This window comes from Kitasatospora sp. NPDC058492 (assembly GCF_042720685.1).
GTDB lineage: Bacteria > Actinomycetota > Actinomycetes > Streptomycetales > Streptomycetaceae > Kitasatospora.
Window position 1 is genome coordinate 1 of the sequence record NZ_JBHXMU010000026.1, and the last position, 11,579, is coordinate 11,579.

11 protein-coding genes are annotated in these 11,579 nt (G+C 72.4%); 5 read left to right on the top strand and 6 right to left on the bottom strand.

Going from position 1 to position 11,579, the window contains the following annotated elements; all coding sequences use genetic code 11:
- Positions 1 to 79: 79 nt before the first annotated feature.
- Complete coding sequence (locus ACFWPI_RS18665; protein ID WP_380424915.1) at positions 80 to 448, top strand: hypothetical protein; 369 nt, start codon at positions 80 to 82, stop codon at positions 446 to 448.
- Between the two features lie 105 nt (positions 449 to 553).
- Here ACFWPI_RS18665 and ACFWPI_RS18670 read toward each other — a convergent pair whose 3' ends face one another.
- The 3 genes from ACFWPI_RS18670 to ACFWPI_RS18680 form a co-directional block, all read right to left on the bottom strand.
- The gene (locus ACFWPI_RS18670) at positions 554 to 1,528 is read right to left on the bottom strand and encodes a hypothetical protein (protein ID WP_380377398.1); all 975 of its coding nucleotides are present in this window, start codon (positions 1,526 to 1,528) and stop codon (positions 554 to 556) included.
- A gap of 291 nt (positions 1,529 to 1,819) precedes the next feature.
- Positions 1,820 to 3,040: an acetyl-CoA C-acetyltransferase gene (locus ACFWPI_RS18675; protein ID WP_380377399.1), complete on the bottom strand. Its 1,221-nt coding sequence runs from the start codon at positions 3,038 to 3,040 to the stop codon at positions 1,820 to 1,822.
- Between the two features lie 62 nt (positions 3,041 to 3,102).
- Positions 3,103 to 4,185: an SGNH/GDSL hydrolase family protein gene (locus tag ACFWPI_RS18680; RefSeq protein ID WP_380377401.1), complete on the bottom strand. Its 1,083-nt coding sequence runs from the start codon at positions 4,183 to 4,185 to the stop codon at positions 3,103 to 3,105.
- Positions 4,186 to 4,417: 232 nt separating this feature from the next.
- Here ACFWPI_RS18680 and ACFWPI_RS18685 point away from each other — a divergent pair, with 232 nt between their 5' ends.
- The 3 genes from ACFWPI_RS18685 (at position 4,418) to ACFWPI_RS18695 (ending at position 8,207) form a co-directional block, all read left to right on the top strand.
- Entirely contained in the window at positions 4,418 to 5,842 is a 1,425-nt protein-coding gene (locus ACFWPI_RS18685; protein WP_380345769.1) for a cystathionine beta-synthase, read from the top strand.
- 501 nt (positions 5,843 to 6,343) lie between these two features.
- A complete protein-coding gene (locus ACFWPI_RS18690; RefSeq protein ID WP_063348021.1) occupies positions 6,344 to 6,679 on the top strand; it encodes a hypothetical protein in 336 nt (111 codons plus the stop codon).
- Positions 6,680 to 6,920: 241 nt separating this feature from the next.
- Complete coding sequence (locus ACFWPI_RS18695; RefSeq protein WP_380377403.1) at positions 6,921 to 8,207, top strand: Ig-like domain-containing protein; 1,287 nt, start codon at positions 6,921 to 6,923, stop codon at positions 8,205 to 8,207.
- Between the two features lie 16 nt (positions 8,208 to 8,223).
- Here the strand turns inward: ACFWPI_RS18695 and ACFWPI_RS18700 are convergent, their stop codons facing one another.
- Both ACFWPI_RS18700 and msrA read right to left on the bottom strand, forming a co-directional pair.
- Positions 8,224 to 8,586 carry a cupin domain-containing protein gene (locus ACFWPI_RS18700; RefSeq protein WP_063348019.1) on the bottom strand — a complete coding sequence of 121 codons (363 nt, stop codon included), beginning with the start codon at positions 8,584 to 8,586 and terminating at the stop codon, positions 8,224 to 8,226.
- A 139-nt stretch (positions 8,587 to 8,725) separates the two neighbouring features.
- The gene (msrA, locus tag ACFWPI_RS18705; protein WP_063348018.1) at positions 8,726 to 9,391 is read right to left on the bottom strand and encodes a peptide-methionine (S)-S-oxide reductase MsrA; all 666 of its coding nucleotides are present in this window, start codon (positions 9,389 to 9,391) and stop codon (positions 8,726 to 8,728) included.
- Positions 9,392 to 9,594: 203 nt separating this feature from the next.
- Here msrA and ACFWPI_RS18710 point away from each other — a divergent pair, with 203 nt between their 5' ends.
- Complete coding sequence (locus ACFWPI_RS18710; protein WP_063348017.1) at positions 9,595 to 10,749, top strand: cystathionine gamma-synthase; 1,155 nt, start codon at positions 9,595 to 9,597, stop codon at positions 10,747 to 10,749.
- A 172-nt stretch (positions 10,750 to 10,921) separates the two neighbouring features.
- Here ACFWPI_RS18710 and ACFWPI_RS18715 read toward each other — a convergent pair.
- Positions 10,922 to 11,579, bottom strand: a 658-nt coding sequence (locus ACFWPI_RS18715) for a collagen binding domain-containing protein (protein WP_380424918.1), incomplete at its 5' end; no start/stop codon positions are given.

Genomic DNA, 11,579 nt, shown 5'->3' on the forward strand with positions numbered 1-11,579 from the left:
CGCGTCGCGCCCGTCCCCGTCCCGGCCGCCCCCGCTACCTACACGCACCGGGGGCCCGGCGGCGTTTAGGCTCCCTGTCATGCATGACGTACAGCTCCTGGTCGAAGCCGTCGACTCCCTGGCGGATCGTTTCCGCTCGCTGCCGCAGAGCAAACTGCTGGGCGCCGTGCCCGGGTACGAGTCCCGGGCGGCGGCCGCACTGGCGTTGGCCCGGCGGCTGGCGGCCCTCGCGCTGGCGGCGGAGGGCGGGCCGGAGCGGGAGTTCCCGGAGGCCGGGGCGTTCGCGGTGGGCGACCAACTGGCCGTCGCCGGGCACGACCTGGCGGCCGCGCTGACGGCCCTGCCGGAGGGCGCCGCGGTCGCCCTGGCGGACGGGCCGGTGGCGGCCGCGGAGGTGCTGGCCGAAGCGGTGGCCGCGGTGCGCGCGACGGCGGCGCTCTGCGGCTAGACGTCCGGACACGCCGAAGGCCGGCCGGGTCGGTAACCCCTTGACCCGGCCGGCCTTCGGCGTGCTGCGCTGTGTGTGCCGTGCTGCCGCGCTGCTGGGGCGGCGTCAGATGCTGGCGACCACCCGGTCGGCGAGGACGTAGACGGCCTCCTCGTCGGTGGAGAAGGTCAGCGAGTACGAGCCGGAGAAGCGCGAGCCGCCGAGCAGTCGGACGTGCTCACCGGCACGGACCGCGTCGATCAGCCGGTAGGCGGCCTCCCGGTCGCCCGGGGCCACGCAGAGCGTGGTGCCGTCGGCGAAGGCGTACACGTCCAGGGTGCCCAGCGGGCCCGGGCGGACGTCGATCAGGGCGACGGCCTCGTCGGCGAGGGTGGCCAGCCGGGTGTCGGTCCACTCGCGGGACGGCGCCTGGCTGGGCACGAAGTCGGGGTGGGAGGGGTGGCGGCGCGGGTCGGGCGCGGCGACCGGGGCGTCCTCGACGGCCTGGTCGGCGTCCAGCAGCCCGGCCTCCAGGCCGGTGGCCAGCAGGTCGGCCTCGCGGCGGGCGCGGGCGTCCCCGGTGGGCTCGGCGGAGCCGGTGGAGGCGGCGGTGGAGCCGGCGGAGGAGGTGCCGGAGCCCTGGCCGGGGAACAGCGACGAGCCGCCCTCGGGACCGGGCTCGGCGGGGCCCTCGTTGATCAGGTCCTCCAGCGCGGAGCGCAGCGCCTCGCCGAACTCCGGGTCCATGGTGCCGGCGTTGTCGACGGCGTCCTGCGGGCCGGTGGGGCGGGGGAAGAACAGCGGCCACTCGTCGGTGCTGGCGAACGCGCCGGTGTACGGGGAGTCGAACAGTGGCGCGTCCTCGGCCGCGCGGGCCTCCTGCTCGGCCCAGAACGCCCGGGCCTCGGTGATCTCCCGCTCGCGGTCGGCGGCGAGTGCCTCGGTGACGGCCTGGCGTATCGCGGCCTGGTCCACCGGGGCGGGTGCGGCCTGGGCCGCGGCCTGCGCGTCCAGCCGGCGGGAGAGTCCCCGGAGATGGAGCAGCACGGCGGTCGACACGGTGATCAGGATCAGCAGCAGGATGGTGTAGACGGCGCTCACGGAACGTACTCCTAGCGAGGAGCGGAACGGGGTTACGTGTCCACACTGCCGCATCCGGGGCTGTTGCCGCAGTGGCGAATGTCTAATTTGTGGGGGACTTTCGCTCTTGTCCCCAAATTGTTAGGTAACACCGTTCTACGCAGTGGAGTTGATCCGCTCCGCAGTGTCGATTTCCGGGCCGAAAACGAGCGAAAAGAGGGCCGGATCGACCTCGCGATGTGATCCGGCCCTCAATTACTCACGGTCACTCCAAATGGGTGGTCCAGACCCTTTCGGGGTGGCTCGGCGGGGTCAGCTGAGGCGCTCGATCACCATCGCCATGCCCTGGCCGCCGCCGACGCACATGGTCTCCAGGCCGAACTGCTTGTCGTGCCACTGCAGGGAGTTGATCAGGGTGGTGGTGATCCGGGCGCCGGTCATGCCGAACGGGTGGCCGACGGCGATCGCGCCGCCGTTGACGTTCAGCTTGTCCAGGTCGATGCCGAGATCCCGGTAGGACGGGATCACCTGGGCGGCGAAGGCCTCGTTGATCTCGACCAGGTCGATGTCGTCGATGGTCAGGCCGGCCCGCCGCAGCGCCTGCCGGGAGGCCTCGACGGGGCCGTAGCCCATGATCTCGGGGGAGAGCGCGCTGACGCCGGTGGAGACCACCCGGGCGAGCGGGGTGATGCCCAGCTCCCGGGCCTTGGTGTCGGACATGATGACCAGCGCGGCGGCGCCGTCGTTCAGCGGGCAGCAGTTACCGGCGGTCACGGTGCCGTCCGGTCGGAACACCGGCTTCAGGCCGGAGACGCCCTCCAGCGTGACGCCGGCGCGCGGGCCGTCGTCCTTGCTCACCACGGTGCCGTCCGGGAGCGTCACCGGGGTGATCTCGTGCTCCCAGAAGCCGGCCTTGATGGCGGCCTCGGCGAGGTTCTGCGAGCGGACGCCGAACTCGTCCTGCTCGGCGCGGGTGATCCCCTTGAGTGCGGCCAGGTTCTCGGCGGTCTGGCCCATCGCGATGTAGGCGTCCGGCAGCAGGCCGTCCTCGCGCGGGTCGTGCCACTCCCCGCCGCCCTCCTCGGCGCGCTTGGCGGTGCGGGCCTGGGCCTCGTCGAAGACCGGGTTCGTGGTGCCCGGCATGCCGTCCGAGGTCCCGTTCACGCTGCGCGAGACGGTCTCCACGCCGGCCGAGAGGAAGACGTCGCCCTCTCCGGCCCTGATCGCGTGCAGTGCCATCCGCGTGGTCTGCAGCGAGGACGAGCAGTAGCGGGTGATGGTGGCGCCGGGCAGGTAGTCCATGCCCATCTGGACGGCCACGATGCGGGCCAGGTTGTGGCCCTGCTCGCCGCCGGGCAGGCCGCAGCCGAGCATCAGGTCGTCGATCTCGCGCGGGTCGAGCTGCGGGACCTTGGCCAGCGCGGCCTGGATGACGTGGGCGGTCAGGTCGTCGGGGCGGACGTCCTTGAGCGAGCCCTTGAAGGCCCGGCCGATCGGCGAACGGGTGGCGCTGACGATGACGGCTTCGGGCATGGCGGGCTCCTCGCTGGGTGACGGCGGACTGGCGTCCGGGAGGAAAGTTACCGCCTGGTAGATCAGGCGTCACCCGTCCCGGCGTGTGAGCTGGCCGACGTGTCGCCGGCCTCTGGAGCGGCTCCTTCCCGGGTCTCCTCGGGCGCCCACGAGCCGGGCAGCCCGACCCGCAGCCGGTGGCGCAGCAACGCCCAGCGGCGGCCGGCGCCCTCCGTCTCGACGGCCGCGACCTCGGTGCCCGAACGCCCGGCCGCGGCGGCGGCGGCCATCGCCACCGGCAGCACCGTCCCGCCCGGCACGGGTGCGGCCGGGCGCTCCTCCTCCGGCCAGAGGCCGAGCGCGGCGCACACCGAGGGCAGCACGGCCATCGCGGCCGTCGCGTAGCCCTGGGCGGACGGGTGGTAGCGGTCGGCGGCGAACATCTCCGGGCGCGCCGCGAACTCCGGGCCCAGCAGCGAGCCCAGCGAGACCGTCCGGCCGCCGGCCTCCACGACCGCGATGGTCTGCGCGGCCGCCAGCTGGCGGCTCAGCCGGCGGGCCACCCAGCGCAGCGGCGGGTGCACCGGCTTGATCGTCCCGAGGTCCGGGCAGGTGCCGACCACCACCTCGCAGCCGTTCGCCCGCAGCGCCGCGACGGCCTCGCCGAGCTGGCGGACGGCCAGCTGGGCCGGGCTGTGCCGGGTCACGTCGTTGGCGCCGATCATGAGCACGGCGACGTCCGGGTGGTGCGGCAGCGCCTGCTCCAGCTGGCCCGAGAGGTGGGCGGAACGGCCGCCGGAGCGGGCCACGTTGACCAGCCGGACCGGGCGCTCGGCCACCGAGGCCAGACCCGCGGCCAGCAGCGCGCCCGGGGTCTCCCGGGCCCGCAGCACACCGAGGCCGGCGCCGGTGGAGTCGCCGAGGACGGCCAGCACCAGCGGCGGCTGCGTGGCGGCGGAGCTGTCGGCGAAGGCCTCGCCGTAGACGCCGTCGGCCTTGGGCGGATCGCCCTCCAGCACGCCGATGGCCTGGATCGCCAGCTTGCTCTCGGTGAGCAGCACGCCCACCAGCCCCACACCCAGCAGGCCGAGCCCGCCGCCGCCGTACGCCGCCGCGGTGGCGATCCGGCGGGCCACCCGGGCCCGCGAGTCCTGTGCCCCTGGCATCCGATGCCCCCTTCGCGTCCTGGTGCCGCCCCCTCCGGGGCCATGGCGATGCCTGCACCCCCCTCCTACCCGCGCGGGGGCCGGGGCTACCTGCGGGGCTGGGCCATTGGGGGAGGAGGGCGGGTGGCGGGGCCGCCGCGCGGGGCCGGGGCGGGGCGAGGGGCGGGTGGGGCGGAAGGGCGGGCTGGGGCGGGCGGCACGGCCTAGGCTTTGCAGTACCGAAAGCACTCGCATGCCCACAACCGGGAGGACCCCCGTGCGGTACCACAACTCGATCATCGACCTCGTCGGCAACACGCCGCTGGTCAAGCTGAACAAGGTCACCGAGGGCATCAGCGCGACAGTGCTGGCGAAGGTCGAGTACTTCAACCCCGGCGGCTCGGTGAAGGACCGCATCGCGATGCGCATGATCGAGGCCGCCGAGGCCTCGGGCGCCCTGAAGCCGGGCGGCACCATCGTCGAGCCGACCTCCGGCAACACCGGCGTCGGCCTGGCGATCGTGGCCCAGCAGAAGGGCTACAAGTGCATCTTCGTCTGTCCGGACAAGGTGTCCACCGACAAGATCAACACCCTGCGCGCGTACGGCGCCGAGGTGGTCGTCTGTCCCACCGCCGTGGCCCCCGAGCACCCGGACTCGTACTACAACGTCTCCGACCGGCTCGTCCGGGAGACCCCGAACGCCTGGAAGCCGGACCAGTACTCCAACCCGGACAACCCGGCCTCGCACTACCACTCCACCGGTCCGGAGCTGTGGGAGCAGACCGAGGGCCGGATCACCCACTTCGTGGCGGGCGTCGGCACCGGCGGCACCATCTCCGGCACCGGCAACTACCTGAAGGAGGTCTCGGGCGGCAAGGTCAAGGTGATCGGCGCCGACCCGGAGGGCTCGGTCTACTCGGGCGGCACCGGCCGGCCGTACCTGGTCGAGGGCGTGGGCGAGGACTTCTGGCCGACCGCCTACGACCGTGACGTCGCCGACGGCATCGTCGCCGTCTCCGACAAGGACTCCTTCCAGATGACCCGCCGCCTGGCCAAGGAGGAGGGCCTGCTGGTCGGCGGCTCCTGCGGCATGGCCGTGGTGGCCGCGCTGGAGGTGGCCAAGGGCCTGGGCCCGGACGACGTCGTGGTGGTGCTGCTGCCGGACGGCGGCCGCGGCTACCTGTCCAAGATCTTCAACGACGACTGGATGGCCGACTACGGCTTCCTGCCCTCGGCCACCGACGAGGCGCACATCGGCGAGGTGCTGGCCCGCAAGGACGCCATCGAGCACGAGGGCATCCCGCAGTTCGTCCACATGCACCCGAACGAGACGGTCGCCGAGGCGGTCCGGGTGCTGCGCGAGTACGGCGTCTCGCAGATGCCGGTGGTCTCCCCGGGTGCCGGGCACCCCGACATCATGGCCGGCGAGGTGATCGGCTCGGTGGCGGAGAAGCTCCTGCTGGAGGGCGTCTTCGCGAAGGAGATCGAGCTGACCGACACGCTGGACCGGGTGATGTCCAAGCCGCTGCCGGTCGTCGGTGCGGGCGAGACGGTCACCAACCTGATGACCGTGCTGGAGAAGGCCGACGCCGCGGTGGTGCTGGTGGACGGCAAGCCGCAGGGCATCGTCACCCGCCAGGACCTGCTGGGCTTCCTCGCCGGCCGCGCCGCGCACTGACCCGTCGTCGCCGGCCCTGACCGGCCCTGACCGACCCCGACCCCGCCACCGGCTCCGGTCGGCGGGGCGGACGAGGTTTCGCCCACGTTTTGCCCGCGGTTCGCCCACGGGCGAAGTGGTACACCGGCGTCACCTGCCCGCAGCACGCGGTTAACAACCGTCCGGCATCGTGGTGGTCAACGGCAAGACGCCGAGCGAGACGACGGCAACCGTCCGGGAGCGGCTCCCCGGCGGACGCGGTCGGCTCCGGACACGTCGGGCGGTCCTGACCCGGCCCGCCGTGTCCGCCCTCCAACCCGGCAACGGGGGAGAGGGGCCTCCGCGGGAGGTGCCGTCGTCCCGCCCCTGTCCGGCTGCGGCCGGTCTACAGGGTGCGGCGGCTCCCGCGGTACTGCGCGCCGCACGGCGCGTCTCCGCGGTTCCCGGGTGGGGGAACCGAGGCGGAGAACGGCAGGGCCGGTCCTTCTCCGAGGGACCGGCCCTTCCCGTACGCTCACACGCATGACCAGCACTGAAACCACCCAGGACGAGCCGCGCTACGTCCGGCTCAAGATCGAGCTCATCGCGGAGATCACCGACGAGGGCGCGCTCAAGGCGGCCGCCCTGAAGCAGGTGACCGAGGACGAGTACCTCGACGACGACGAGCGCGCCCAGTCCGTCGACGCCATCGAGGTGGACCCGTCGGGTTCGCTCGCCCACTTCATCGACCCGGTGGCGCTGCTCGGCGACGTGCCGGGTGTCGAACTGGCCTCGGCGACCTGGGAGTCGGCGCAGACCGAGTTCGACCCCGAGAACGAGGGTTGGGACGAGTACGTGGTGGACGAGTCCGCCGAGTAGCGGCCTCGCCCCGCTAGGGCGTGTCTGACAATTCCCGCCGGGCGCGAATTGTCAGACACGCCCTAGCTCGTCACCGCTCGTGAACGCCCGGTCTGCCCCGCAGGCCGGGCGTTTTTTCCCTGTTCACCGGGAAGTTGGGTCATCTCATACGATCGCTTACCCTTCGGAGGTGGAACCGTGCACGGGCGGATTGCGTTTCTGTATCCGTAAATGCCCGGGATGATCAGCAGGGAGACGCGACGTGACGGCACGGGACGGTCAGGGGCGGGCAGGCGGAGGCAACTGGAGCCGGCGCGGAGTGCTCGCGGGTCTGATCGGGGCGCCGGTCCTGCTGCTCGCGGCCTGCAACGACACCAAGAGCGCCGACGCCAACGGCTCGGGCGGTTCGGGCGGTTCCGCTGGAACCCCGGGCGCCGGCAGCGGCTCCGGCGGGACCAGCAGCGCGCCGAAGACCTCGACCGCCGTCATCACCGTCACTCCTGCGGACGGTGCCGCCTCCGCCAGCTTCAGCGAGCCGGTCAAGGTCACCGTCAGCAACGGCACCCTGGGCACCGTCAAGGTCACCGACTCCACGGGCAAGGAACTGGCTGGCCAGCTCGCCTCCGACGGCGCCAGCTGGACCTCGGCCGCCGCCCCCGCCAGCGGCACCAAGTACACCGTGGCCGCCACCGCCCTCGACAAGGACAAGCTGGAGGCGGACGCCAACGCCACCTTCACCACGGCCACCCCGGCCAACACCTTCGTCGGCTACTTCACGCCCGAGGACGGCTCGGTCGTCGGCGTCGGCATGCCCGTCTCGATCACCTTCAGCAAGCCGATCACCGACCGCAAGGCCGTCCAGCAGGCGATCACCGTGATAGCCGAGCCGGGCGTCGAGATCGTCGGGTACTGGTTCTCCAGCACCCGCCTCGACTTCCGGCCGCAGGAGTACTGGGCCAAGGGCACCAAGGTCACCCTCAAGCTCCGGCTCAAGGACGTCGAGGGCGCCAAGGGCGTCTACGGTACCCAGTCCAAGGACGTCCGCTTCACCATCGGCCGCGCCCAGACCAGCGTCGCCGACCTCGCCGCCAAGAAGCTCACTGTCACCACCGACGGCCAGGTCAGCGCCGTCTACAAGATCTCCGGCGGCTCGCCCGAGCACCGCACCTGGGGCGGCAAGATGGTGATCTCCGAGCAGTTCCAGCAGACCCGGATGAACTCGCAGACCGTCAACCTCGGCAGCGAGTACGACATCGCGGACGTGCCGCACGCCCAGCGGCTCACCACCTCGGGCACCTTCATCCACGGCAACTACTGGTCCTCGTCGTCGATCTTCGGCGGCCAGAACACCAGCCACGGCTGCATCGGCCTCCAGGACGCCAAGGGCGCGCAGGACGGCAGCACGGACGGCTACAAGTTCTACAAGAGCTCCATGGTCGGCGACGTGGTCGAGGTCGTGAACTCCGGTGACAAGACCGTCGCGCCGGACAACGGCCTGAACGGCTGGAACCTCGGCTGGGCCGCCTGGAAGGCCGGCAGCGCCGTCTGACGCCGGGAGCCGCCGGTCAGCGCTTCGCGTAGTCGGCGAAACCCTGCCAGTCGACGATCACGCACGGCTCGTCGCCGACGATCCAGGCATCGTGCCCGGGCGGGCAGATCATCAGGTCGCCCGGGCCGAACTCGGTCTCCTGCCCGTCGTCCATGACGATCCTCATCCGGCCCGAGACCACGTACCCGGTGTGGGCGGCCAGGCAGCTGTCGGTCTTGGCGATCGGCTTCACGTGCTTGGACCACTGCCAACCGGGGTGGAACACGGCCCGGCCCACCGGGCCGGCGTCCAGGTTGACCAGACGCAGTTCCCCCGTGCCCTCCTCGAAGGGGCGGACCTCCTCGGGGGCGTCGAAGCTCATGCGGACGAGACCGGACATGGCGCACTCCTCTCCCCACGGACGGCCCGGCCGTCCAGCGAGAGGAGGAGGCAGGCCCGTCTGCTGGCCCTTCCAGTCTGCGCCCCGACCGGCGGGCGGTCACCTCGGGTGGCCGGCCCGCCGGAACGGTCACGGACGGTCAGCCCTGCGTGCGGGCCACGCCGATCGGGCAGGAGGCGCCGGTGCCGCCGAGGCCGCAGTAGCCGTTCGGGTTCTTGGCGTCGGACAGGTACTGCTGGTGGTACGGCTCGGCCGGGTAGAACGGGCCCGCCGGGGCGATCTCGGTGGTGATCGGGCCGTAGCCGAGCGCGGTCAGGGCCGGCTGGAAGGCGTCCCGGCCGGCGGCCGCGGCGGCAGCCTGGACGGGGGAGTGGGTGTAGACGGCGGAGCGGTACTGGGTGCCGACGTCGTTGCCCTGGCGGTTGCCCTGGGTCGGGTCGTGCGCCTCCCAGAAGGTCTTCAGCAGCCGCTCGTAGGAGACCAGCGAGGGGTCGAACACCACCCGGACCGCCTCGGTGTGCCCGGTCAGCCCGCTGCACACCTCCTCGTACGTCGGGTGGGGGGTGTAGCCGCCCTGGTAACCGACCAGCGTCGTCCAGACGCCGGGCAGGCGCCAGAACGTCCGCTCGGCGCCCCAGAAGCAGCCCAGCCCGAAGTCGGCCACCTCCAGGCCGTCCGGGTACGGCCCGGTGAGCGGGTGGCCGAGCACGGTGTGCGGCTCGCGCAGCGCGAAGCCCGGCGACTCCCGGCCGGGCAGCGCCTGGTCGGCGGGAACGAGCGAGGTCTTGTGGCGGTTGAACAGCACGGCCTGCTCCAGCGGGGTAGGGAGGGTTGCGCAGGATTCAACGCGGCGGGCCGCCCCCGGATTCCGGCGCCGCCCGGATTCCGCCGCCGCCCCGGTCCACGGCCGCCCCGGTTCACGGCCGGTCCGGTTCATGGCCGGCCCGGTTCACGGCGGGCTGGGACGTTCCGGAGGGCACCGGCCCGTACGGCCACTAGGCTCGACCCATGACCGAGCACCAGCTTCCCCAGGGCTTCGAGACCCTCGCCATCCACGCGGGTCAGGAAGCAGACCCCCAGACCGGGGCCGTCGTCACGCCGATCTACCAGGTGTCCACCTACAAGCAGGACGGGGTGGGCGGCCTGCGGGGCGGCTACGAGTACAGCCGCAGCGCCAACCCGACCCGCACCGCGCTGGAGGAGTGCCTCGCGGCACTGGAAGGCGGCGCCCGCGGCCTCGCCTTCGCCTCCGGCCTGGCCGCCGAGGACACCCTGCTGCGCACCATCCTCAAGCCGGGCGACCACATCGTGATCCCCAACGACGCCTACGGCGGCACCTTCCGGCTGTTCGCCAAGGTGCTGACCCGCTGGGGCGTCGAGTTCTCCGTCGCCAACACCCAGGACCTGGCGACCGTCCGCGCCGCGCTGCGCCCCAACACCCGCGCGGTCTGGGTGGAGACCCCGTCCAACCCGCTGCTGGGCATCACCGACCTGGCCGCGCTCGCCGAGGTCGCGCACGGCGCCGGCGCGCTGCTGGTGGTCGACAACACCTTCGCCAGCCCCTACCTGCAGCAGCCGATCGCGCTCGGCGCGGACGCGGTCGTGCACTCCACCACCAAGTACATGGGCGGCCACTCGGACGTGGTCGGCGGTGCGCTGGTGCTGGCCGACGCGAGCCTGGGCGAGGAGGTGGCGTACCACCAGAACGCGATGGGCGCCGTCTCCGGGCCGTTCGACGCCTGGCTGGTGCTGCGCGGCATCAAGACGCTGGGCGTCCGGATGGACCGGCACAGCGCCAACGCGGAGAAGGTCGCCGAGCTGCTGGCGAGCCACCCGAAGGTCAGCCAGGTGCTGTACCCGGGCCTGCCCGAGCACCCCGGCCACGAGATCGCCGCCAAGCAGATGAAGGCCTTCGGCGGCATGGTCTCGTTCCGGGTCCAGGGCGGCGAGGAGGCGGCGGTCGAGGTCTGCAACCGCGCGCAGCTGTTCACCCTCGGCGAGTCGCTCGGCGGCGTGGAGTCGCTGATCGAGCACCCGGGCCGGATGACCCACGCCTCGGTGGCCGGTTCGGCGCTGGAGGTGCCCGCCGACCTGGTGCGCGTCTCGGTCGGCATCGAGTCGATCGACGACCTGCTCGCCGACCTCAAGCAGGCGCTGGGCTAGGGCGCGCCCAGAAGTCCGGAGCCTGTTGAAGATCTCCGGCCTCGGTGAGCAGTCCGGGGACCGCGATGGTCACCTGACGCGCTGCCGGCGCACTCGGCCGGAGGAGCCCCTGTGGGCTCCTCCGGCCGGTTCATTGCGTCATGCCCTCACGCGCTCGCGCCGGAGCGGTCCTTCAGGAGCGCTTCCAGGAGGTGGGGGACGCGGGCGTGCAATCCTCGTTCGGGTCAGGCTTGCCGCGCACCAGGTCCCAGAGGTTCCATTCGCCCCACGTGGTCCATGAGTCCGCCGAGGCCCATGAGTGTGGCGGGCGCGGACACGGCTTCGGCGGGCACTTCTTGTCCTCGACCGTGATCGCCACACACGGGCAGTCCGCGGTCAGTTCGACCGTGGTCACCGCGGTCTGGGGCAGTTCGTAGCCGGGGGGAGCGGTGGTCTCCTGCCAGTAGTAGGTGCCGAACGGAAGGTTGTCCGCGGAGCAGACGCCGTCCGCCCCGGTGGTGCAGGGGGAGCCGACGGGGGTGTCGGGGTTGGTTCCGGTGGTTTGGAGGCCGGGGACGCCGTTGGTCTCGTGCCAGAGCTGGAAGGTGGCGCCGGCCAGTGGTTGTCCGGTGGCGGAGTCGACCTTGGTGACCGTGGTGGAGCCGGTCGGGGTGGTGGTCTTGGTGTCCTGGACGGTGACGGGGATGCTCTGTCCGTCGGTGTCGAGGACCACGGTCGTCACCGCGGGCTGCGGCAGGTCGTAGCCGGGGGGTGCGGCGGTCTCCTGCCAGTAGTAGGTGCCCAGCGGGAGGCCGGTTGCGGAGCAGGTGCCGTTCGCTCCGGTGGTGCAG